Raw genomic sequence first — 22,612 nt, forward strand, 5'->3', positions numbered from 1 at the left:
TTAACTTGCGCCGGTGCGGGATTGCCGCAAACATAGCACCGGCGCGGCGGGCAGGGCGATGGCGGGGCTCTTCCCTATGCACAGAATCAAGCGGCGCGCAAGCCGTCCGGTCAAGGCGCGCCCTTGTCCGTGTATAGGAAGCGCCCTATAATGCGCCAGTTTGTCGCAGTGGTCCCCTGGCACAAGAACGTCCTGGTTTTGCACTTGCACTGTGCGGCCCGGGCGCCATCGTCCCGGGTGTGCATCCGATGCAGAGTGGTTGGCGATGCAAGACTTGGGTATCGCACTCCAGACGGCAGGTGGTGACTCCGGCGGAAATCTCGACGGACCTCTCCCCGCGCCCCACGACTGGCTGATGAAGCGGAATTGCTCGCTGTCTCCACGCCAGGTCGGCTGGTTTTACCTCTCGATCCTCACGGTTTCGCTTGCCATCGCGTTGTTTTTCGCGTGGCAAGGGTCCTGGCTCGTGCTGCCATTTGCCAGCATCGAGCTGATCGGGCTGGGGATCGCGCTGCTGGTGTATGCGCGCCATGCGACAGACTATGAGCGCGTCAGCATTACCGACGGCATGCTGGTCGTGGAGACAGCCAGCGGCACAAAGGTGACGCGCCGGGAATTCAACCCGCGCTGGGTGCGGGTCGAACTGGGTGAATCGTTCCGCGCGCTGGTGACGCTGCGCTCGGGCGGGCGTGAGGTACAGGTGGGGTGTTACGTGGACCCGTACCGGCGACGCAAGTTCGCGCAGGAGCTCGCAGCGGCCTTGCGCCGCCTCTGAGAGGCGGCGGTGGCGGCGGCGGGGACAGATTTGAATCTGTAAATTGGGTAGATAACAAATGAAAATGTGGAAGAAGGCATCCGCAGTTTGTCTGGCCGGCGCGTCCCTGCTTGCCAGCCAGACGGCGTCCGCGGTCAGCGACATGCCGGGCGGCCCCGCCGTGCGCCAGCTCAACCTGACCGAGCCGGTTACCAAGATCGCCGAACAGATTCACTGGCTGAACTGGATGATGCTGATCATGTGCACGGTGATCTTCATCGCGGTATTCAGCGTGATGTTCTATTCCGTCTTCAAGCACCGCAAGTCCAAGGGTGCGAAGCCTGCTGCCTTCCACGAGAGCATCACGGTCGAAGTGATCTGGACCATCGTCCCGTTCATCATCGTGATTGCGATGGCCCTGCCGGCGACCAAGACCGTGGTGGCGATGAAGGACACCACCAACTCCGACGTCACCATCAAGGCCACCGGCTACCAGTGGAAGTGGGGCTATGACTACCTGAAGGGCGAAGGCGAAGGCATCTCCTTCGTGTCGACCCTGACCACCCCGCGCGAGCAGATCAACAACGAGCAGCCCAAGTCGAACACCTACCTGATGGAGGTGGACAACGAGCTGGTCGTGCCGGTCAACAAGAAGATCCGCATCGTTACCACTGCCAACGACGTGATCCACGCCTGGATGATCCCGGCCTTCGGCGTCAAGCAGGATGCGATCCCCGGCTTTGTGCGCGACACCTGGTTCAAGGCCGAGAAGATCGGCGTGTACCGCGGCCAGTGCGCCGAGCTGTGCGGCAAGGAACACGCCTTCATGCCGATCGTGGTGCGCGTGGTTTCGGACGCCGACTACACCAAGTGGGTCGACGGCAAGAAGAAGGAGCTGGCGGCCAAGGCCGACGATCCCAACAAGACCTGGACGCTGGACGAGGCCAAGGTGCGCGGCGAGAAGATCTACGCAGCCAACTGCGCGGTCTGCCACCAGCCCAACGGCAAGGGCGGCGGCGCCTTCCCGGCGCTGGACGGCTCCAAGGTGGTGAACGGCCCCAAGGCCGGCCAGATGCACATCCTGCTCGAGGGCAAGGGCGGCATGCCGTCGTGGAAGCAGCTCTCGGATACCGAGCTGGCCATGGTCATGACCTATACGCGCAACGCCTGGAGCAACAAGACGGGTGAAGTGATCCAGCCGAGCGACTTCGTGGGTGCCCGCGCGGGCAAGTTCCCCGAGGGCGGCGGCGCGGCCGGCGGCGAAGCGCCGAAGGCCGAAGCCAAGCCGGCCGACAAGGCTGACAAGCAGGCCAGCCTCGCGGGCAACCGCGTCGCGGGCTGACCCGCTGAAGACAGAACAGGATTAGAGGAGCATTTGCGATGAGTACTGCTACCCCGGACGCGCTCGCCCATCCGCACGATCACGCGCATGACGACCACGCGCACGACCACCCGCATGGCTGGCGCCGCTGGCTGTTCGCGACCAACCACAAGGACATCGGTACGCTGTACCTGCTGTTCTCGTTCATCATGCTGCTATCGGGCGGCTTGCTGGCACTGCTGATCCGCCTGGAGTTGTTCGAGCCGGGCCTGCAGTTCTTCCGCCCCGAGCTGTTCAACCAGTTCACCACCATGCACGGCCTGGTGATGGTGTTCGGCGCGATCATGCCGGCCTTCGTCGGCTTCGCCAACTGGATGATCCCGCTGCAGATCGGCGCGTCCGACATGGCGTTCGCGCGCATGAACAACTTCAGCTTCTGGCTGATGCCGCCGGCCGCGCTGCTGCTGGCCGGCTCGTTCCTGGTCCCGGGCGGCGCCACCGCCGCCGGCTGGACCCTGTACGCGCCGCTGTCGGTGCAGATGGGCCCGGGCATGGACATGGCCATCTTCGCGATGCACATCATGGGTGCGTCGTCGATCATGGGCTCGATCAACATCATCGTGACCATCCTCAACATGCGCGCCCCGGGCATGACGCTGATGAAGATGCCGATGTTCTGCTGGACCTGGCTGATCACCGCCTACCTGCTGATCGCCGTGATGCCCGTGCTGGCTGGCGCCATCACCATGGTGCTGACCGACCGCCATTTCGGCACGAGCTTCTTCTCGGCCGCCGGCGGCGGCGACCCGGTGATGTACCAGCACATCTTCTGGTTCTTCGGCCACCCCGAGGTGTACATCATGATCCTGCCGGCCTTCGGGATCGTCTCGCAGGTGGTGCCGGCGTTTGCCCGCAAGCGCCTGTTCGGCTACAGCTCGATGGTGTACGCCACCGCCTCGATCGCCATCCTGTCGTTCATCGTGTGGGCCCACCACATGTTCACGACCGGCATGCCGGTGACCGGCCAGCTGTTCTTCATGTACGCGACCATGCTGATCGCGGTGCCCACCGCCGTGAAGATCTTCAACTGGATCGCCACCATGTGGCGCGGCTCGATGACCTTCGAGACCCCGATGCTGTTCTCGATCGGCTTCATCTTCGTGTTCACCATCGGCGGCTTCACCGGCCTGATGCCGGCCGTGGCCCCGATCGACATCCAGCTGCAGGACACCTACTTCATCGTGGCGCACTTCCACTATGTGCTGGTGGCCGGCTCGCTGTTCGCGCTGTTCGCGGGCTTCTACTACTGGGGTCCGAAGTGGAGCGGTTTCATGTACAACGAAACCCGCGGCCAGATCCACTTCTGGGGCTCGATCATCTTCTTCAATGTCACCTTCTTCCCGATGCACTTCCTGGGTCTGGCCGGCATGCCGCGTCGCTATGCCGACTATCCGACCCAGTTCGCGGATTTCAACGCGATCGCGTCGATCGGTGCGCTGGGCTTCGGCCTGATGCAGGTGTACTTCTTCTTCTTCGTGGTGCTGCCGTCGTACCGCGGTGGCGAGAAGGCCGCCGACAAGCCCTGGGATGGCGCCGAGGGCCTGGAGTGGACCGTGCCGTCGCCGGCGCCGTTCCACACCTTTGAAGTTCCCCCGCAGGTCCGCTAAGGCGCGGCCAGCGTAATCAGGCAGCGGGAGGCGGCAGCGTCCGCCTCCTGCGCCGGCAGGCAACAGAAGCAACTATGCAGTCTCCAGACAAAAGCCCATCACGCCCGGACCAGAAGGCCGCCAACCGCCGCCTTGGCCTGATCCTGCTGTCGATCGTGGTGGTTTTCTTTCTGGGGTTCTTCGCCAAGATGATGTTTCTTGGCTGAGGCGGCAGGGTAGCGAGATGAGCAACGACCAGCAGGCTGGCAGGGAAGCGGACAAGCGGTTCAACCGCGGCATGATGCTGCGCCTGGTCGTGATCGTGGCCGTGATGTTCGGCTTCGGCTATGCGCTGGTGCCGCTGTACAAGAAGATCTGCGAGATCACCGGCATCAACGTGATCACCACGCGCGAGCTGCACGGCGCGGTGAAGAACACGCAGGTCGACAAGAGCCGCACCATCACGGTGGAGTTCGACTCCAACGCGCGCGGGCCCTTCGCCTTCCGGCCGGTGAAGAACAGCATGGAAGTGCACCCGGGCGAGATGGCGACGATCGTCTATGAGGTGGCCAACGGGCAGCCGCGCGATATCTCGGCGCAGGCCATCCCGAGCTACGCGCCCAAGCAGGCGACCCAGTATTTCATGAAGCTGGAGTGCTTCTGCTTCAAGCAGCAGACGCTCAAGGCGAAAGAGGCGCGCGAGATGCCGGTGGTGTTCGTGATCGATCCCGCGCTGCCCAAAGATGTGAAGAGTATTACGCTGTCGTACACCTTCTTCGAGGTGGGTGCGCCGGTGGCGCAGGCGCCCGAGGGCCAGGTGGCGCCGCAGCCGGCACCGGCCGGCAAGGGCATCTGAGACGGCTGCGGTGCATGCCGGGGCTGAGGAGGACGGGCGATGGATGAGATGAAGGACGCGGTCAAGCGCAAGATGTCGTTCGCGCAAACCATGCGCGCGGTGCTGTGGTCGTTCATCGGCCTGCGCAAAGGCGCCGAGCACGAGCGCGACATGGCCCGGTTAAACCCGGTGCATGTGGTGATCGCAGGCGTGATCGCGGCGGCCATCTTCATCGCGGTGCTGGTGGTCATCGTGCGCATCGTGGTGGGACAGGCAGCGGGATAGCAGGGCAGGAAGGGTAGACAACAAAAGCAGTCGCAGAACAAAGCAACCGCGGCGGCGGGGCCGGCCCAGAGGAGGGGGCGGCCCGCAGTGCCAAAGCGCGGATCACGAATACTGAATCAAAGACTCTGAGCTGGAGATAAAAGAATGAGTGCGAATCGCGCAAACGCTCCGTACTACTTCGTACCGGGCCCGTCGCGCCACCCGATCACGGCAAGCTTCGGCCTGCTGATGACGGGCGCGGGAGCCGCCGGTTGGGTAAACGGGCAGCCCTGGGCGCCGTACCTGTGCGGCTTCGGCCTGCTGTGGTTCCTGTTCGTGCTCAAGAGCTGGTTTGGCGACGCCATCAGCGAGTCCGAAGGCGGCATGTACGGCAAGAACATCGACCTGTCGTTCCGCTGGTCGATGGGCTGGTTCATCTTCTCGGAGGTGATGTTCTTCGCGGCTTTCTTCGGCGCGCTGTTCTATGCCCGCACCATCGCCATGCCGTGGCTGGGCGACCTGAACAACAAGATCCTGTGGCCCGACTTTGCCGCGGTGTGGCCCAACACCGGCCCGGCCGGCGTGGTGGAAAGCTTCCAGACCATGGGTCCGTGGCCGATCCCGACCATCAACACCGCACTGCTGCTGATGTCCGGCCTGACGCTGACCTGGGCGCACCACGCGCTGCTGGCCGGCAAGCGCAGCCAGCTGATCCAGGGCCTGTCGCTGACCATCCTGCTGGGCGCGGTCTTCATGTGCTTCCAGGTGTACGAGTACATGCACGCCTACTCGGAACTGAACCTGAAGCTGTCCTCGGGCATCTACGGCTCGACCTTCTTCCTGCTGACCGGCTTCCACGGCTTCCACGTGACCATGGGCGCTATCATGCTGACCGTGGTGCTGATCCGCGTGCTGAAGGGCCACTTCACGCCTGATCACCACTTTGCATTCGAAGGCGCTGCCTGGTACTGGCACTTTGTTGACGTGGTGTGGCTGTTCCTCTACGTCGTGGTGTACTGGCTGTAAATCCGGCTGCCGTACCCGCCGGCGCGCCCCTCGGGGGCGGCCGGCGCCAACGCAAAAGAGAAACGCCGCAGGAGGTTGTCCAGCCTGCGGCGTTTGTCTTTTGCGGGCCTGCTGCCCGCGTCCTGGCGTTCAGGGCGCCATGCGGATGCCCGTGCTGTGGATCCAGCCCATCCAGTTCGAGAACAGGATGAACAGGAACAGCGCCACCGAGAACCCGACACGCAGCATCAGCGAGCGCATCATGTTGGGCGTCGTGCCGCGGTCGCGCATCATGAAGAACAGGGCGGAGGCCAGGCTGGCGATGATCAGGATGAAGGCAACGATGATGACAATGCGCATGGCGGGGCAGGTCGGGGCAAAGAGCGACGGAAAAACCCATTATCGCACCGGCCCGCGTTGTGGTCCCGCCTGGCGATGACAGTGCGCCGCAGGTTCAGCCCGCTGCCGCTGGCCGCCGCGCTGGTGGTGATCGCCGTGACCTGCGCGCTGGGCAACTGGCAGCTCAACCGCGCGCACGACAAAGAGGCGCGCGCGGCGCGGCTGCAGGCGCTGTCGGCGCAGCCGCCGGTGTTGCTGGGCACGGCGCCGCTGCCGCAAGTTGTGACCGACCGCACGGTCCGCGTGACCGGGCGCTTTGACACGGCCCGCACCGTATTGCTGGATAATCGCCCCCACGGCAATGGCAGCAGCCCCGGGGATAGCCGCGCCGGCTTCCTGGTGCTGACGCCGCTGCGGATTTCAGCCGCCTCGCCAGCGCCAGCAGGTGCCGCCGGCGCCATGCAGGCGGTGCTGGTGCTGCGCGGCTGGCTGCCGCGCGATGCCCAGGACCGCACCAGGATTGCGCCGTTCCCCACGCCCGAGGGCGAGGTAACGATCGAAGGCACGGCACTGGCGGCCGTGCCGCGGGTCTATAGCCTGGGCCAGGACGCCGCTGGCAGCAAGATCCGCCAGAACCTGGACATCGCTGCCTATGCGGCCGAAACCGGCCTGGCGCTGCACCCGCTGGTGCTGGAGCAGCGCAGCGACACCGGCGATGGCCTGGCGCGCGACTGGGCCCCGGCCGACTTGGGCGCGGACCGACACTACGGCTATGCCTTCCAGTGGTTCGGGCTGGCCGCGCTGACGGTGGTGCTGGTGGCCGTGCTGGGCTGGCGCCGCGCGCGCCGGGTGGCCGCACCGTAACTCGAATGAACCGGGCGCATGCGCTCGCCGAAGACAAAGGACAGACGTACTCCATGGCACAGCAAGACTCCGCCCCGGCCGCCGCGGCCTCGCCGCCGGATACCCGCATCGATGCGCGCACGCGCCGCGGCCGCCTGCAGATGCTGATGCTGTTGCTGGTGTGCGCGTCGCCGGTGATTGCCTCTTACTTCACCTACTACGTGATCAAGCCGCGCGGTGGCGCCACCAACTACGGCGCGCTGGTCGACCCGCAGCGGCCGATGCCGCCGGTGCGCGTCACCGACGAGCAGGGTCGTGCCGTGCCGCTGGAGCAGTTCCGCGGCAAATGGCTGCTGGTGACCGCCGATCCGTCCGCCTGCGACGAGGCCTGCGCGAAGAAGCTCTTCACCATCCGCCAGATCCGCGCCGGGCAGGGCCAGGACCGCGAACGGATCGTGCCGGTGTGGCTGGTGACCGATGATGGCAAGATCGACGAGCGTCTCACCGCCGCCTACAACGAGCCCTACGCCGGTGTGCGTTTCCTGCGCATCGACCGCCAGGCCGCCCAGCAGTGGCTGCCGGCCGAACCCGGCAAGCGCGCCGAGGACACCCTGTTCCTGGTCGACCCGCTGGGCAACCTGATGATGCGTTTCCCGCAGGACCCGGACCCCAAGAAGATGAGCGGCGACCTGAAGAAGCTGCTCAAGGTCTCGCGCATCGGCTAAAGGGGACGGCATGCTGCTGCAACTGGCCATCATCGGCATCCTGATCGCGCTGTTTCCGCTGTCCTACGTGCTGGTGAAAGGGGACCGCAACAAGTACCGCAAGCTCGCCTGGATCACGGCGTTCCTGACGCTGGACCTGATCATGTTCGGCAGCTTCACGCGCCTGACCGACTCCGGCCTGGGCTGCCCGGACTGGCCCGGCTGCTACGGGCACTCCAACCCGCACGCCGCGATGGAGCCGATCCGCGCGGCCGAGACCGCGCTGCCCAGCGGCCCGGTGACGCTGGCCAAGGCGTGGATCGAGATGATCCACCGCTACTTCGCCATGGCGGTCGGGGTGCTGATCATCACGCTGATGGTGCTGGCGTGGGTCAAGCGGCGCGAGCTGAAGCAGTCGCCGTGGTTCGCCACCGGGGTGCTGCTGCTGGTGTGCGTGCAGGGCGCGTTCGGCGCCTTCACTGTGACCCTGAAGCTGCAGCCCGTCATCGTGGTCACGCACCTGATGCTGGGCATGGCCCTGCTGGCCGTGCTGATCCAGCTGGGCTCGCGCAACGATCCGCCGCACCCGGTCGCGGCGCAGGCCGCGCGCCTGCGCTGGCCGGTGCGCATCGGCCTGCTGCTGCTGGTGATCCAGATCTTCCTGGGCGGCTGGGTCAGCACCAACTACGCGGTGCTGGCCTGTACCGACTTCCCGCTGTGTAACGGCCAGCTGGTGCCCGAGATGGATTTCCCCCACGGCTTCACGCTGTGGCGCCAGCTGGGCATGACCGCCGACGGCGACTACATCCCGCACGCGGCGCTGGTGGCGATCCACTGGGTCCACCGCGGCTTTGCCTTTGTCGTGCTGGGCTACCTGGCGTGGCTTGGCCTGCGCGCGCGCCGGCTTGAAGGGCTCGCGCGCGCGGCCGGCTGGCTGCTGGGCACGCTGGTGCTGCAACTGGCCACCGGGATGTCCAATATCGTGTTCGACTGGCCGCTGGTGGCCGCGGTTGCGCACAACGGCGGCGCGGCGCTGCTCCTGCTGCTGCTGGTCCGCCTCCACTACAATACAGGGCTCGCAGGGCTCACCATGCGGGCCGCCGGCACCCCCGCTGCCGTGCCGAACGCCGCCCGCGCCACATGAAAGACAAGACCCCTTCCGTGGTTACCGCTACCCACCCCCATTCGCTGGGCAAGTTGAGCCGGATACGGCACCTTGCCCGACAATACGCCGCCCTGACCAAGCCGCGCGTGACGCAGCTGGCCGTGTTCTGCGCCATCATCGGCATGTTCCTTGCCACGCCCGGCATGGTGCCGTGGCGCGTGCTGATCGGCGGCGCCGCCGGCATCTGGCTGCTGGCCGGTGCGGCCTTTGCCATCAATTGCCTGGTCGAGCAGAAGATCGACGCGCTGATGCGCCGCACCGCGTGGCGCCCGTCGGCCACCGGCGAGATCACCACGCCGCAGACCCTGGTGTTCTCCGCCATCCTGGGCGGCGCCGGCATGTGGCTGCTGCACGTCTACGCCAACGACCTGACGATGTGGCTGACCTTTGCCACCTTCCTCGGCTACGCGGTGGTCTACACCATCCTGCTCAAGCCGGCCACGCCGCAGAACATCGTCATCGGCGGACTGTCCGGGGCGATGCCGCCGGCGCTGGGCTGGGCCGCGGTGGCGGGCGAGGTGCCGGCCGAGGCCTGGTTCCTGGTGCTGATCATCTTCACCTGGACCCCGCCGCACTTCTGGGCACTGGCGCTGTACCGCCGCGCCGACTACGCCAAGTCCGGCCTGCCGATGCTGCCGGTCACGCACGGCGAGCGCTATACGCTGCTGCATATCCTGCTGTACACGCTGATCATGATCGCCGCGACGCTGCTGCCCTTTGTCTACGGCATGAGCGGCTATATCTACCTGGCGGCCGCGCTGGCGCTGGGCGCGGGTTTCCTGGCCTATGCCTGGAAGATGTACCGCAACTATTCAGACGAACTGGCGCAGCGCACCTTCCGCTTCTCGATCCTGTACCTGTCGCTGCTGTTTGCCGCGCTGCTGGTCGACCACTACTTCAAGTTCGTGCCCCAGGTCTGACCTGTGGCCCACCGGCTGCGGCATCTTGTCGCGGCCGGCGCAGCGTGGCGACACGATCGGCGATACTGCGTGATGTCGCCGCCCTCCGGTGCCGCCGTTTCCTCCCACCCCTGACCGGTTTCCGCCGCATGCCCCGCCTAAGCCCCGCCTCCGGCCTGTTCGCCGCCTTCCGCCGCTTTTCCCTGCTGGCCGCGCTTGCGCTGGCCGTGGCTGCCTGCGGGCAGCAGAAGGTCTCGTTCCGCAATGTCGACATCACCGGCGCGGCGGACTTCGGCAAGGACTTCTCGCTGACCGACCATCACGGCAAGGTGCGCACCATCGCCGACTTCAAGGGCAAGGCGGTGGTGATGTTCTTCGGCTACACCCACTGCCCGGACGTGTGCCCGACCACGATGGCCGAACTGAAGGCGGTGATGGAGAAACTGGGCCCGGACGCCGACCGCGTGCAGGTGCTGTTCGTCACGGTCGATCCGGAACGCGACACGCAGGCGCTGCTGGCCCAGTACGTGCCGGCCTTCGATGCGCGCTTCCTGGGGTTGCGCCCGGCCGACGAAGCCGCACTGCAGAAGGTGACCAAGGACTTCAAGGTGTTCTATGCCAAGGTGCCGGGCAGCTCCCCGAGCAACTACACGGTGGACCACTCCGCGGGCAGCTATGTGTTCGATCCGGAGGGCAAGCTGCGGCTGTTCATCCGCCACGGCCAGGGTCCGGATCCGATCGCGCACGACCTGAAACAGCTGCTGTCGTGATGTGAAAGGGAGGGAAGGGGTGCGGCATAACGTCGCACTTGTCCCCTCGCGGGCAACAAAAAGGCCGGTCCAGTGGACCGGCCTTTTGCATGGCTGGGGGAGCGGGTCAGGCGAACGCCTGCAGCGCCCCCTTCATCTTCTTCATGGCCGCGGCCTCGATCTGGCGGATGCGCTCGGCCGAGACGCCGAACTCGTCAGCCAGCTCATGCAGCGTGGAGCCGCCCGAGCCATCGTCCTCGACGTGCAGCCAGCGCGCCTCGATGATGCGGCGGCTGCGTTCGTCCAGCTTGGCCAACGCCTCTTCCAGACCCTCGACCTGCATGCGGTCGTGGCGCTTGGCTTCCAGCACGCGGGTGGGCTCGTTGTGGTTGTCCGCCAGGTAGGCGATGGGGGCGAATTCCTCTTCGCCGTCGTCGATCTGGCCTTCCAGCGCCAGGTCGCCGCCCGACAGGCGGGTTTCCATCTCCATCACTTCTTCGGGCTTGACGTTCAGCTCGCGCGCCACGGCCTCGACCTGCTCCGGCGTGAACGTGTGTGCGCCCTGCTTGTGGCTGCGCAGGTTGAAGAACAGCTTGCGCTGGGCCTTGGTGGTGGCCACCTTGACCATGCGCCAGTTCTTCAGCACGTATTCGTGGATCTCGGCCTTGATCCAGTGCATCGCGTACGACACCAGGCGCACGCCCTGGTCGGGGTCGAAGCGCTTGACCGCCTTCATCAGGCCGATATTGCCTTCCTGGATCAGGTCGGCGTGGGGCAGGCCGTAGCCCAGGTACTGGCGGGCAATCGACACCACCAGGCGCAGGTGGGACATCACCATCTGGCGGGCAGCATCAACGGAGTCGTGGTCGCGGAGCTCGCGCGCCAGGCGCTGCTCTTCCTCCGCGGTCAACAACGGAATCCGGTGGACAGCCTGGATATAGCTGTCGAGGTTGCCAACGGTGGCCGGGAAGGTCAGCGCAAAGCTGCCCGTGCTCCGGGGTGCCGTCGGCAGACGGTTATTCAGGGTTTGGTCGGCAGACAAGACTGCGTTCACTCAATGGCTCCTTTCGCATCCGGCGGTTCGGTTGCCGGTGTGCCGCGCCTCTTGGGTCGGCGGCACTGCAACACATATTAGCACTCAGGCCGGGTGAGTGCTAATTGGAGTCCCGATGGCCGTGATAGTTCCACTCGATTGCTCTTGCGGATAGCATAGCTACTTACCGCTTCGAGCGGCGGAAACGATACCCACGGTTCGGCGCACAGGATATTAGAGCGGCGCGGGGCACGGGGGTTCTGCCCGCTGCTGCAATGATTTGTTGCAGCAGCGGCTACACTCGACCCACCTGCGGCGCGCTGGCATCCTTGCGAGCCTCTCTCATTCCACCGGAGGAGTTATGTCTGCTATCGAACACTTGCTCAAGCCGCATGTGCGCGACCTGGGCGATTTTACCGTGCGCCGGCTGTTGCCCGCCGCCGCTACCCAGACCGTCGGGCCGTTTATTTTCTTCGACCATATGGGGCCGGTGCAGCTGCCGCCGGGCGCCGGCGCTGATGTGCGTCCGCATCCCCATATCGGGCTGGCCACGGTCACCTACCTGTTCGAGGGCGAGATCATCCACCGCGACAGCCTGGGCAGCGACCAAGCGATCCGCCCAGGCGACGTCAACTGGATGACCGCCGGGCGCGGCATCGTGCACTCGGAACGCTCGCCCGAGCATGTGCGCCCCGCCGGGGCCCGGCTGCACGGCATCCAGACCTGGGTGGCACTGCCGCAGGAGCATGAGGGTGCCGAGCCGTCGTTCTTCCACCATCCCGCTGCCACGCTGCCGCAGATCGAGCGGCCGGGCGTGCGCATGGTGGTGATTGCGGGCGATGCCTTTGGCCAGGTCTCTCCGGTCAAGGTCTTCAGCCGCACCCTGTATGTGGCGATCGAGCTGGATGCGGGCGCGAGCGTGGAGATCCCGGCCGAGCATGCCGAACGGGGCGTCTATCCGGTGGATGGCGCGGTGGCGCTCGACGGCGAGCCGCTGCCGGCCGAGCATATGGTGGTGCTCACGCCGGGCCAGCCCGCGACGCTGACGGCCACGGCGCCGTCGCGCGTGATGCTGCTGGGCGGCGACCCGACCGACGGGCACCGCTTTATCTACTGGAATTTCGTTGCCAGCAGCAAGGTGGCGATCGAGGCTGCCGCCCAGCGCTGGGAGGACGATCAGTTCCCGCACGTGCCGGGCGAGACCGAGCGCATCCCGCTGCCTCCGCGCAAGGCCTGACAGCGGTCCCGGGGCTGGCTCAGACCGGGCTGGCCCAGGTCACGTGGGTGCCTTGCCGCAGGCATTCGCGGATGGCATCGACCTGGATCGCGATCGGTGCCGGCACCGGCACCGCGCCGTCCAGCACGCGCCGGATCCAGGCCACGGTCTGGCCGGCGTCGCTGCCGGGCGGCAGTTCAGGTACTTCGGCCAGTGAACCCACGGCCGGATCGACCAGCGTCTGCTGGTGCCCCTCATGCAGCCAGTCGATGCGACTGGTGCGGCGCGCATCGGCCACCACTTCGCCCTCGGTGCCGCGTGCCAGCAGCACGTTGGCGGGCTCATGCGAGAAGTAGTCGGTCAGCGTCTCGCGGTATTCGGGGTGGGTGTAGCTGTACAGGCGCAACCCTTCCGCGGGCGAATGCTCGCCCACCGGCTGCAGCATCTTGGCCACCGTATGCGCCGAATTGCGCAGGCCGATCACGGTGCGCCGCTCCAGCAGCTGCGACAGCCCGGGCGACAGCACATCCACCGGCAACACCGCGAGCGGCCCGAGGTCGCTGCCCTCGCGCAGCCGTGCCGAGGCCTCGTCGGTCGTCGCGCACAAGGGCACGCCCAGGGCCTCGAACAGCGTCATGCTAGTCACGCGGCCATTGAACAGGCGCGTGCCGTGCACCAGCACGGGGACATCTTCGCGCGCCAGCAGCAGCGCCAGCAGCGGCACCAGGTTGGGTTGCTTGCGCGCGCCATTGTAGCTGGGGATCACCACCACCTGCCGGTCAGGCGGCGCCAGCAGCGGCTGGCAGTGCGCATGGGCGGCTTCCAGCATGCCCGCCAGCTCGTGCGGGGCCTCGCCCTTGATGCGGTAGGCCATCAGGATGGCGCCAAGCTCCAGGTCGGAGACGCGCCCGGCCAGCATGGCGTCGAACAGGGCCTGCGCGTCTTCGCGGGGCAGCGCGCGCGCGCCGTTGACGCCGCGGCCGATCTCCTTGATATAGCGGGCAGCAGGGAAGGACGTGGCTGGCGTGGTCATGGCGGCGTGGGGGTAGTCTGTTCTGGGTTCATGATAGCGGAGCCAGGCCGCCGCGCCCACCGCCGCCGGTCACCGCGCATCGCCTCCTGAGGAAACTACGCGGCTTCCTGCAGCGCCGGGTTGCGCTGCTTGCGGTAGAGGAAGTCCAGCACCGCGGTGCGGCAGGCGTGATAGGCCTTGTCGTCGGCCAGCGCGACGCGGTCGCGCGGGCGCGGCAGGCCCACCTTCAGGATCTCGCCGATGGTGGCGGCCGGGCCATTGGTCATCATCACGATGCGGTCGGCCAGCAGCACGGCCTCGTCGACGTCGTGGGTCACCATCACCACCGTGCTGCGAGTGCGCGCCACGATCTTGATCAGCTCGTCCTGCAGGTGCGCGCGCGTGAGCGCATCGAGCGCGCCGAAGGGCTCGTCCATCAGCAGCACCTTGGGCGCCATCGCCAGCGCGCGGGCAATGCCCACGCGCTGCTTCATGCCGCCGGAGATTTCATGCGGGTACTTGTTCTCGGCGTGCGTCAGGCCCACCAGCGCCAGCGTGTCATGCGTGCGCGCCTTGAGCTGCGGCTTGCTCTCGTTGGCGGCGAAGACGCGCTCCACGCCCAGGTAGACGTTCTCGAAGCACGTCAGCCACGGCAGCAGCGAATGGTTCTGGAACACCACCGCGCGCTCTGGCCCCGGCCCGGCGATCTCGCGCCCGGCGCAGATCAGCGCGCCGGTGGTGGGCGTGGCCAGTCCCGCGACCAGGTTCAGCAGTGTGGACTTGCCGCAGCCGGAATGGCCGATCAGCGTGATGAACTCGCCCTCGGCGATCTGCAGGTTGATATCGCGCAGGGCGACGAACGGGCCCTTGCGGGTCTTGAAGGTCTGGCCGACGTTTTCGATGCTGACGAACTTGTCCATGGCGATTCTCCCCGCGTATCAGTTGGTGCCGTAGCTGAAGCGCCGGGCCAGCGCCAGCAGCGCGTGCTCGAGCAGCAGCCCGATGATGCCGATCACGAAGATCGCGATCACGATGTGCTCGACCTTCAGGTTGTTCCATTCGTCCCACAGCCAGAAGCCGATGCCGGTGCCGCCGGTCAGCATCTCGGCCGCGACAATCACCAGCCACGCGGTGCCGATCGACAGCCGCACGCCGGTCAGCATGTAGGGCAGCACTGCGGGGAACAGCACCCGCGTGAATACCTTCCATTCCGACAGGTCCAGCACGCGCGCCACGTTCAGGTAGTCCTGCGGCACGCGCGTGACGCCCACCGCGGTGTTGATCACCATCGGCCAGATTGAGCAGATAAAGATCGCCCAGATCGCGGCCGGGTTGGCGGCCTTGAACAGCAGCAGGCCGATCGGCAGCCACGCCAGCGGCGAGACCGGGCGCAGCAGGCTGATCACCGGCGCGGTCATCGCGTTCAGGAAGGCAAAGCGCCCGATCAGGAAGCCGGCCGGGATGCCGACCAGCGCGGCCAGGCCGAAGCCCGCCGCGACGCGCGCCAGCGATGCCAGCACGTTCCAGCCGATGCCCTGGTCATTGGGCCCGTTGCGGTAGAACGGGTCGGCAAACAGCGGCACCGCGGCGTTCCATGTGGCCTGCGGCGTGGGGATGGCCGGGATCATCGTGGCGATGCCGTGCCAGGCCAGCACGAACAGGGCAAAACCCAGTACCGGCGGCACGGCCTTGAGCACCAGCGCGGCGACCGCTTCGCGGCGTTGCGCACGCCGGGCCTGCGCGGCGATTTCCTGCTCGCGCCGGCGCGCCCGCTCCTTGGTGTCGGGGTCGGCGCTGGCGGCTACAGTTGCACCATCGGGCGTAGTGTGGGCTATGGCATTCACGTCTGGCTCCTTTCGTCAGGGGCACTGCGGATCAGTGGGGGAAGGCTTGCGTCAGGCCTTGATCTTGAAACCGTCGGCGTAGGCCTTGGGGTCCTTGCCGTCCCAGACCACGCCGTCGATCAGCTTGGCGCTGCGCATGTCGCTCTTGGGCAGCGGCACCTGGGCGGCGGCGGCGGCCTGCTTGTAGACGTCGATGCGGTTGACCTGCCTGGCCACGGCGAGATAGTCCGGATGTTCCTTCAGCAGGCCCCAGCGCTTGTGCTGGGTCAGGAACCACATGCCGTCGGACAGGTACGGGTAGTTGGCGCTGCCGTCCTGGTAGAACTTCATCGCGTCGGGGTCGTCCCAGGTCTTGCCCAGGCCGTTGGTGTAGCGGCCCAGCATGCGGTCCAGGATGATGTCCATGTCGGTGTTGACGTAGGACTTGGCGGCGATGGTCTCGGCGGTCTTGCGGCGGTTGGAGGCCGACGCATCGATGAACTTCGATGCCTCCAGCACCGCGGCCACCATCGCGCGCGCGGTGTTGGGGTATTTCTGCACGAATTCGGCGGTGGTGCCCAGGGTCTTTTCGGGGTGGCTCTTCCAGATGGCCTGCGTGGTCTCGGCGGTGAAGCCGATCTTGTCGGCGATGGCGCGCGCGCCCCAGGGCTCGCCCACGCAGAAGCCGTCCATATTGCCCACGCGCATATTGGCCACCATCTGCGGCGGCGGCACCGTGATCGCCTTGGCGTCCTGCATCGGGTTGATGCCGTTGGCTGCCAGCCAGTAGTACAGCCACATCGCATGCGTGCCGGTGGGGAAGGTCTGGGCGAAGGTGTAGTCGCGCTTCTCCTTCATCATCAGCGCCTTCAGGCTGGCGCCGTCCTTCACGCCTTTCTCGGCGAGCTTGGACGACAGCGTGATGGCCTGGCCGTTGTGGTTCAGGTTCATCAGCACGGCCATGTCTTTTTTCGGACCGCCGATGCCCAGCTGCACGCCGTAGATCAGGCCATACAGCACGTGCGCCGCGTCCAGCTCGCCGTTGACCAGCTTGTCGCGCACGCCGGCCCACGAGGCTTCCTTGGTCGGCGTGATCTTGATGCCGTATTTCTTGTCCAGCCCGAGCGTGGCGGCCATCACCACCGAGGCGCAGTCGGTCAGCGGGATAAAGCCGATGCGCACATCGGTCTTCTCGGGCGCATCCGAGCCCGCAGCCCACGCACCGGCGCGCACCAGCGGATCGACCAGCGTCATCACGCTGGCGCCGGCGATGGTGGCCAGCACGCGGCGGCGGCCGCTGCTGGCCGGGACGGCGTCGGCAGCCGCGTCGGAAACGTGGACGGCTGCGTGCAGCGGCTTGGCAATCCTGAGGCGAGAGGGCATTGCATGGCTCCAAGAAAAAAGGCGTCCCTGCCGCGACCGGCTTCGCCAGAAGACCGGTGCGGCGCAGGGACGCCGTTGTCCGTGGCGTGACGCAGCCCGCGTTGGCCGTGTCCGCCGAAATGGTTGGTCGGCCGCCGTTGGCCGATACCTGCATAACGCAAGGCGTATGCCAGCCTGTGCAGTGCAGCATTCGAGGGCGGATTTGTGACGGATCGGGAGGGAATGGTCGGATGCGGTGCGCGCGCGGTCGCCGCTGCCACATTCGGGGGAGCCGGGGAGGGAGGTGACGCCGCGCGGCAGCGCCAGGAGCGTGCATTGCACCAGTCGCGTGCGGCAGCGCACCACGACTGGCAGGCGGAAGCGGCTCAGCCCATCACGTCGATCACGCGCTGGGCCGCGTCCACCAGCTTCAGGCCGCGCTCCATCGCCATGCTGCGCAGGCGCTTGTAGGCCTCGTCCTCGCTGAGGCCGCGCGCCTGCATCAGCAGCCCCTTGGCGCGCTCGACCACCTTGCGCTCGGCCAGCTTGAGCCGGGTGGCATCGAGCTCGGCGCGTAGCTGCTGGTCCAGTTCAAAGCGAGCGTAGGCCACGTCGAGCACGGTCTTGACGCGCTCGGCGCGCAGGCCGTCGACGATATAGGCGGTGATCCCCGCCGTCAGCGCTGCCTTGATGCGCTGGCTGTCGTCGTTATCGGTGAACAGCACGATCGGGCGCGGCGCATGCTGGGTCGAGACGCAGACATGCTCGATGGTGTCGCGCGCGGCGGATTCGGACGCGATGATCAGCATGTCGGGCTGGGTGGCCGTGATCACATCCGGCAGGCGCAGGTCGGCATCGACGATCTGGATCTCGGTAAAGCCCGCGCTGACCAGCCCGCCGCGGATGATCTCGACGTTTAGCGGGTCGGCGTCATGCGGGTCCCGCACGAGCAGGATCCGCAACACCCGGCCGCCGGCAGTCGGCGGGGCAGGTGCGGCGGGGGTGGGCGATGGGGGCGGGTGGCGTCGTGTCATGGCTAGGCTCTGTTGCAGTGCGCCATGCAAGATTCGCGCCGGGTAAGTATCCGGTCACCTGCGCCAGTCCGGTGCGGTGGCGCTGCGAGGATGCCTGGATTCATTGTATGCGGTCGTACGCAGAGCCAACTCTCGCGGTGTATCCTGTTGCCCTGCTGCGCCGGGCGCGTCTGCTGGCGACGCCGCGAGTGGCTGCATCCCGCAACCCCGCATCCCTGCGCCGCAGCACTGATCAGAACAAATCTGGAGAGATGCATGACCGAATTCGTGTTCGCCCCGCCCGCGCCCGTTGGCGTGCCGGTGCGCGGCAGCAACGCTAGCTTCCCGGTCCGGCGCGTGTACTGCGTCGGCCGCAACTATGCTGCCCACGCCCGTGAAATGGGCTCGGACCCCGACCGCGAGCCGCCGTTCTTCTTCTGCAAGCCGTCCGATGCGGTCAGCTATGTCGCCGACGGCACCGAAGGCGCCTTCCCGTACCCGCCGGGCACCAGCAACTGCCACTATGAAGTGGAGCTGGTGGTGGCGATCGGCAAGGGCGGCCGCGACATCCCGGTCGACCAGGCGGCCGGCCACGTGTTCGGCTACGCCGTGGGCCTGGACATGACCCGCCGCGACCTGCAGAACGAATCGAAGAAAACCGGCCGCCCCTGGGAGACCGGCAAGGCCTTCGACCAGTCCGCGCCGATCGGCCCGATCGTGCCGGTGTCGGCCATCGGCCATCCAGAGAAGGGCGCAGTGACGCTGGCGGTCAACGGCGTGGAAAAGCAGCGCGGCGACCTGTCCGACCTGATCTGGTCGGTGCCGGAGATGGTGTCGTACCTGTCGAAGCTGTTCGAGCTGCAGCCGGGCGACCTGATCTTCAGCGGCACGCCCGAAGGCGTGGGCCCCGTGGTCAAGGGCGATGTCATGCACTGCCACGTCGGCGGCGTGGGCGATCTCACCATCAAGGTAGTCTGATCCGATGCTCAAGCTTTACAGCTATTTCCGCAGCTCGGCCTCGTTCCGCGTGCGCATTGCGCTGGAGCTCAAGGGGCTGTCCTATGACTATGTGCCGGTGCACCTGCTCAAGGAAGGCGGCCAGCAGCTCAAGCCGGAATTCCGCGCCGTGAACCCTGACGGCCTGGTGCCGGCGTTCGTCGACGGCGAGCACGTGCTGCAGCAATCGCTGGCCATCGTCGAGTACCTGGACGAGATCCACCCCGAGCCGAAGTTGCTGCCCGGCACGGCGCTGGACCGCGCCTATGTGCGCGGACTGGCCCAGGAGATCGCGTGCGAGATCCACCCGCTGAACAACCTGCGCGTGCTGAAGTACCTGAAGCACACCGTGGGCGTGACCGACGAGGTCAAGGACGCGTGGTACCACCACTGGATCGAGCTGGGCTTTGCGTCGCTGCAGACCAACCTGGAGCGCGGCGGCAAGGCCGGGCGCTTCTGTTTTGGCGATACGCCCACGCTGGCCGATATCTGCCTGGTGCCGCAGGTGTTCAACGCGCAGCGCTTCAATATCGACCTGGCCCGCTACCCGGCGATCGCCAGGATCTATGAAACCTGCATGGAGCTGCCTGCCTTCCAGAAGGCGCAGCCGAAGTCGCAGCCCGACGCGGAATAAGCGTTCGCAGGCCTGCAAGGCAAAACGCCCCGGCACTGCCGGGGCGTTTTGCTTGGCGCAGGTTGCCGGGCCTTATCCCAGCAGCGCGTCGGCGAACTCGTCCGCCTTGAACGGTTGCAGGTCTTCCACTTTCTCGCCCACGCCGATGAAGTAGACCGGCACCGGGCGCTGGCGCGCGATCGCCGCCAGGATGCCGCCCTTGGCGGTGCCGTCGAGCTTGGTTACGATCAGCCCGGTCAGGCCCAGCGCGTCGTCGAAGGCCCGGGTTTGCTGCAGGGCGTTCTGGCCGGTATTGGCGTCGATCACCAGCAGCACCTCGTGCGGCGCGCTCGGCATAGCCTTGCTGATCACGCGCTTGACCTTCTTGAGCTCTTCCATCAGGTGCAGCTGCGTCGGCAGGCGGCCGGCGGTGTCGGCCATGACGATGTCGATGCCGCGCGCCTTGGCCGCATTGACGGCGTCGAAGATCACCGCCGCCGGGTCGCCGCTTTCCTGCGCCACCACGGTGACGTTGTTGCGCTCGCCCCAGATCGTCAGCTGCTCGCGCGCGGCGGCGCGGAAGGTGTCGCCGGCGGCCAGCAGCACCTTCTGGTCATAGCGCTGGAAGTGCTTGCACAGCTTGCCGATGCTGGTGGTCTTGCCGGCGCCGTTGACGCCCGCGATCATCATCACCATTGGCTGCTCGCGGCCCAGCGCCATGGTCTTTTCCAGCGGGCGCAGCAGCTGGGTCAGCAGCTCGCGCAGTGCCGCCTTGACGCCTTCAGCGGTCTCGATGCGCTCGGCCTTGACGCGCTTGCGCAGCTCGCCCAGCAGGTACTCGGTGGCTTCGACGCCGGCATCGGCCATCAGCAGCGCGGTTTCCAGTTCTTCGAACAGGGCCTCGTCGACCTTGACGCCGACGAACAGCGTGCCGATGTTGCGGCTGGTCTTGGACAGGCCGGTACGCAGCCGATGCATCCAGCCCAGCTTCGCTTCAGCGGTCTGGGCGGGCGGCGGGACCAGCTCGAGCGCTTCGGCCGGTGCGGGCGCCGGCACGGGGACCGGGGCTGCCACGGGCGCTGGGGCAGGGGGTGGCACTTGCGCTGGGACCGGTGCCGGTGCGGGCGCAGGGACTGGCGCAGGCGTGGGGGCCGGTGCCGGCACAGGGGCGGGGACCTCGACCGGAGCGGGGGCCGGGGCTGGCGCCTCGACGGGCGCGGGCTCGGCCTTGCGCTTCTTCCAGAAACTAAACATTGGGGAATGGAGTCAATACCGGGGGCGATACCCTGGCGGCAGCCAATGCCAGCAGGCAACCGGTTATAAATCAATGGGTTACGCAGGTGTCGCGATGGCTGGGGAGAAACCGTTGTGGTCCCGGCCGGCGATTGCGTATAGTTCGCTACATGGCAGATTCATGCGCGCAGTCTTGCGCACGTGAGTCGATCGGCAAAATTCTAGCAGACGGGGTCGCATGAACCATTGCGCTGTCCTGACCGCTGCGGGCGCACAAGGCACCAAAGCCTGCGTCCAAACGCGCATCCAACGCCTCTCACAACCTTCCAATCCGCTTCCTGCCCGCGCCGCGCGTCTTGCGCGGCGTGTCATTCCCACGCTGCTGCTGGCCTTGCTGCCCTGGTCGATGCCGGCGGGGGCGCAGGAAGCCGTGCCCTCGCCGAGGCCCGGCACGCAGACCGCCCTGGCCGGCGCGACCGCGCAGGGCACGACTGAATACCGCCTGTCCAACGGGCTGCGGCTGATCGTCAAGGAAGACCACCGCGCGCCCACGGTGGCGCACCAGATCTGGTACCGCGTGGGCGGCATCGATGAGGTCAGCGGCACCACCGGCGTGGCGCACATGCTCGAGCACATGATGTTCAAGGGCACGCCCAAAGTTGGCGTGGGCGAGTTCTCCAAGCAGGTGGCCGCGCTGGGCGGGCGTGAGAACGCCATGACCAACCGCGACTTCACCATGTACTACCAGCAGATCGGCAAGCAGTACCTGCCGAGGATGATGGAGCTGGAGGCCGACCGCATGGCCAACCTCATCATCACCAAGGACGAGTTCGAACGCGAGATGAAAGTGGTGATGGAAGAACGCCGCCTGCGCACCGACGACTCCGCGCGCGGCACCGTCTATGAGCAGCTGCTGGCCACGGTCTACACCGCCGCCGCGTACCGCCACCCGGTGATCGGCTGGATGGACGACCTGGTCAATATGCGCGTGGATGACGTCAAGGAGTGGTACCGGCACTGGTACGTGCCCAACAACGCCATGGTGATTGTCACCGGCGACGTCAAGGCCGAGGAAGTGCGCGCCCTGGCCGAGCGCTACTACGGCAAGGTCAAGCCGCGCACGCTGCCGCTGCGCAAGGACCAGGAAGAGCCGGCGCAAAAGGGCATCAAGCGCATCTGGGTCAAGGCGCCGGCCGAGAACCAGTACATGGTGATGGCCTACAAGGTGCCGCGCCTGCGCGATATCGAGAAGGACGTCGACCCCTACGCGCTTGAGGTGCTGTCGGCCGTGCTCAACGGCTACGACAACGCACGCCTGACGCGTGAACTGGTGCGCGAGCAGCGCCTGGCCGACGACGTCAACGTCGGCTACGACAGCATCAACCGCGGCGAGTCGCTGTTCGTACTCGACGGCACGCCGGCCACAGGCCACAACACCGACGAGATCGAGCGCGCGCTGCGCGCCGAGGTCCAGCGCATCGCCAAGGAAGGCGTGTCGCCGGAAGAGCTCAAGCGCGTCAAGGCGCAGGTGGTGGCCGGCCAGATCTACAAGCGTGATTCGGTGTTCGGGCAGGGCATGGAAATCGGCGTGTCCGAGATCTCGGATATCTCCTGGCGCCAGATCGACCGCATGCTCGACAAGATCAAGGCCGTCACGCCGGCGCAGGTGCAGGCCGTCGCCGCGAAGTATTTCAACGACGACAACCTGACCGTGGCCACGCTGGTGCCGCAGCCGATCGATCCAAACAAGCCCAAGCCCCAGGCCCCGTCGGGCCTGCGCCACTGAG

The 22,612-nt window shown here is 66.6% G+C and carries 24 protein-coding genes; 16 read left to right on the forward strand and 8 right to left on the reverse strand.

The window, feature by feature from the left end; all coding sequences use genetic code 11:
• Nucleotides 1-265: 265 nt before the first annotated feature.
• From AC3WL8_RS08525 to AC3WL8_RS08555, 7 genes are all read left to right on the forward strand, one after another.
• Nucleotides 266-775, forward strand: coding sequence for a DUF2244 domain-containing protein (locus AC3WL8_RS08525; protein ID WP_013955437.1), 510 nt, complete (start codon nucleotides 266-268; stop codon nucleotides 773-775).
• Nucleotides 776-833: 58 nt separating this feature from the next.
• Complete coding sequence (coxB, locus tag AC3WL8_RS08530; RefSeq protein ID WP_013955438.1) at nucleotides 834-2,096, forward strand: cytochrome c oxidase subunit II; 1,263 nt, start codon at nucleotides 834-836, stop codon at nucleotides 2,094-2,096.
• Between the two features lie 38 nt (nucleotides 2,097-2,134).
• On the forward strand, nucleotides 2,135-3,742 hold the full coding sequence (gene ctaD, locus AC3WL8_RS08535) for a cytochrome c oxidase subunit I (RefSeq protein WP_010814820.1): 1,608 nt from the start codon (nucleotides 2,135-2,137) through the stop codon (nucleotides 3,740-3,742).
• A gap of 74 nt (nucleotides 3,743-3,816) precedes the next feature.
• Nucleotides 3,817-3,948, forward strand: a complete 132-nt coding sequence (locus AC3WL8_RS08540; protein ID WP_010814819.1) for a cytochrome oxidase small assembly protein — start codon at nucleotides 3,817-3,819, stop codon at nucleotides 3,946-3,948.
• 17 nt (nucleotides 3,949-3,965) lie between these two features.
• The gene (locus tag AC3WL8_RS08545; protein ID WP_153953195.1) at nucleotides 3,966-4,577 is read left to right on the forward strand and encodes a cytochrome c oxidase assembly protein; all 612 of its coding nucleotides are present in this window, start codon (nucleotides 3,966-3,968) and stop codon (nucleotides 4,575-4,577) included.
• A gap of 39 nt (nucleotides 4,578-4,616) precedes the next feature.
• Nucleotides 4,617-4,841 carry a DUF2970 domain-containing protein gene (locus tag AC3WL8_RS08550; protein WP_013955440.1) on the forward strand — a complete coding sequence of 75 codons (225 nt, stop codon included), beginning with the start codon at nucleotides 4,617-4,619 and terminating at the stop codon, nucleotides 4,839-4,841.
• Between the two features lie 144 nt (nucleotides 4,842-4,985).
• Nucleotides 4,986-5,846: a cytochrome c oxidase subunit 3 gene (locus AC3WL8_RS08555; protein WP_013955441.1), complete on the forward strand. Its 861-nt coding sequence runs from the start codon at nucleotides 4,986-4,988 to the stop codon at nucleotides 5,844-5,846.
• A gap of 129 nt (nucleotides 5,847-5,975) precedes the next feature.
• Here the strand turns inward: AC3WL8_RS08555 and AC3WL8_RS08560 are convergent, their stop codons facing one another.
• Nucleotides 5,976-6,185 carry a twin transmembrane helix small protein gene (locus AC3WL8_RS08560; RefSeq protein ID WP_013955442.1) on the reverse strand — a complete coding sequence of 70 codons (210 nt, stop codon included), beginning with the start codon at nucleotides 6,183-6,185 and terminating at the stop codon, nucleotides 5,976-5,978.
• Between the two features lie 75 nt (nucleotides 6,186-6,260).
• On the opposite strand from AC3WL8_RS08560, the gene AC3WL8_RS08565 reads away from it, so the two are divergent.
• From AC3WL8_RS08565 to AC3WL8_RS08585, 5 genes are all read left to right on the forward strand, one after another.
• A complete protein-coding gene (locus tag AC3WL8_RS08565; protein ID WP_492378146.1) occupies nucleotides 6,261-7,028 on the forward strand; it encodes an SURF1 family protein in 768 nt (255 codons plus the stop codon).
• Between the two features lie 53 nt (nucleotides 7,029-7,081).
• Nucleotides 7,082-7,732, forward strand: coding sequence for an SCO family protein (locus AC3WL8_RS08570; protein ID WP_194946769.1), 651 nt, complete (start codon nucleotides 7,082-7,084; stop codon nucleotides 7,730-7,732).
• Nucleotides 7,733-7,742: 10 nt separating this feature from the next.
• Nucleotides 7,743-8,855 carry a COX15/CtaA family protein gene (locus AC3WL8_RS08575; protein WP_492378147.1) on the forward strand — a complete coding sequence of 371 codons (1,113 nt, stop codon included), beginning with the start codon at nucleotides 7,743-7,745 and terminating at the stop codon, nucleotides 8,853-8,855.
• The gene (gene cyoE / locus AC3WL8_RS08580) at nucleotides 8,852-9,796 is read left to right on the forward strand and encodes a heme o synthase (protein ID WP_013955446.1); all 945 of its coding nucleotides are present in this window, start codon (nucleotides 8,852-8,854) and stop codon (nucleotides 9,794-9,796) included. Before AC3WL8_RS08575 ends, cyoE begins: the two co-directional genes overlap by 4 nt.
• 128 nt (nucleotides 9,797-9,924) lie before the next feature.
• Entirely contained in the window at nucleotides 9,925-10,545 is a 621-nt protein-coding gene (locus AC3WL8_RS08585; RefSeq protein ID WP_211980662.1) for an SCO family protein, read from the forward strand.
• A gap of 106 nt (nucleotides 10,546-10,651) precedes the next feature.
• Here the strand turns inward: AC3WL8_RS08585 and rpoH are convergent, their stop codons facing one another.
• A complete protein-coding gene (rpoH, locus tag AC3WL8_RS08590) occupies nucleotides 10,652-11,548 on the reverse strand; it encodes an RNA polymerase sigma factor RpoH (protein ID WP_371827408.1) in 897 nt (298 codons plus the stop codon).
• A gap of 370 nt (nucleotides 11,549-11,918) precedes the next feature.
• Here rpoH and AC3WL8_RS08595 point away from each other — a divergent pair, with 370 nt between their 5' ends.
• Nucleotides 11,919-12,794 (forward strand): pirin family protein, encoded by an 876-nt coding sequence (locus AC3WL8_RS08595; RefSeq protein ID WP_211980664.1) that lies wholly within the window; start codon nucleotides 11,919-11,921, stop codon nucleotides 12,792-12,794.
• A 19-nt stretch (nucleotides 12,795-12,813) separates the two neighbouring features.
• Here AC3WL8_RS08595 and ybiB read toward each other — a convergent pair whose 3' ends face one another.
• The 5 genes from ybiB to AC3WL8_RS08620 all read right to left on the reverse strand — a co-directional run bounded on the left by ybiB (nucleotide 12,814) and on the right by AC3WL8_RS08620 (nucleotide 18,004).
• On the reverse strand, nucleotides 12,814-13,806 hold the full coding sequence (gene ybiB / locus AC3WL8_RS08600; protein ID WP_492378148.1) for a DNA-binding protein YbiB: 993 nt from the start codon (nucleotides 13,804-13,806) through the stop codon (nucleotides 12,814-12,816).
• A 95-nt stretch (nucleotides 13,807-13,901) separates the two neighbouring features.
• Nucleotides 13,902-14,705, reverse strand: a complete 804-nt coding sequence (locus AC3WL8_RS08605; protein WP_013955451.1) for an ABC transporter ATP-binding protein — start codon at nucleotides 14,703-14,705, stop codon at nucleotides 13,902-13,904.
• A gap of 18 nt (nucleotides 14,706-14,723) precedes the next feature.
• Entirely contained in the window at nucleotides 14,724-15,629 is a 906-nt protein-coding gene (ntrB, locus tag AC3WL8_RS08610; RefSeq protein ID WP_249679039.1) for a nitrate ABC transporter permease, read from the reverse strand.
• A gap of 51 nt (nucleotides 15,630-15,680) precedes the next feature.
• Nucleotides 15,681-16,991: a CmpA/NrtA family ABC transporter substrate-binding protein gene (locus tag AC3WL8_RS08615; protein WP_013955453.1), complete on the reverse strand. Its 1,311-nt coding sequence runs from the start codon at nucleotides 16,989-16,991 to the stop codon at nucleotides 15,681-15,683.
• Nucleotides 16,992-17,356: 365 nt separating this feature from the next.
• Nucleotides 17,357-18,004, reverse strand: coding sequence for an ANTAR domain-containing response regulator (locus AC3WL8_RS08620; RefSeq protein WP_492378149.1), 648 nt, complete (start codon nucleotides 18,002-18,004; stop codon nucleotides 17,357-17,359).
• Nucleotides 18,005-18,259: 255 nt separating this feature from the next.
• On the opposite strand from AC3WL8_RS08620, the gene AC3WL8_RS08625 reads away from it, so the two are divergent.
• On the forward strand, nucleotides 18,260-18,961 hold the full coding sequence (locus AC3WL8_RS08625; protein WP_211980669.1) for a fumarylacetoacetate hydrolase family protein: 702 nt from the start codon (nucleotides 18,260-18,262) through the stop codon (nucleotides 18,959-18,961).
• 4 nt (nucleotides 18,962-18,965) lie between these two features.
• Entirely contained in the window at nucleotides 18,966-19,613 is a 648-nt protein-coding gene (gene maiA, locus AC3WL8_RS08630; RefSeq protein WP_013955456.1) for a maleylacetoacetate isomerase, read from the forward strand.
• Nucleotides 19,614-19,685: 72 nt separating this feature from the next.
• Here the strand turns inward: maiA and ftsY are convergent, their stop codons facing one another.
• Entirely contained in the window at nucleotides 19,686-20,846 is a 1,161-nt protein-coding gene (gene ftsY / locus AC3WL8_RS08635) for a signal recognition particle-docking protein FtsY (RefSeq protein WP_013955457.1), read from the reverse strand.
• Nucleotides 20,847-21,063: 217 nt separating this feature from the next.
• Here ftsY and AC3WL8_RS08640 point away from each other — a divergent pair, with 217 nt between their 5' ends.
• Nucleotides 21,064-22,611 carry a M16 family metallopeptidase gene (locus AC3WL8_RS08640; protein WP_013955458.1) on the forward strand — a complete coding sequence of 516 codons (1,548 nt, stop codon included), beginning with the start codon at nucleotides 21,064-21,066 and terminating at the stop codon, nucleotides 22,609-22,611.
• The last annotated feature ends 1 nt before the right edge of the window (nucleotide 22,612 follow it).

This window comes from Cupriavidus sp. FW305-F7, assembly GCF_058782875.1.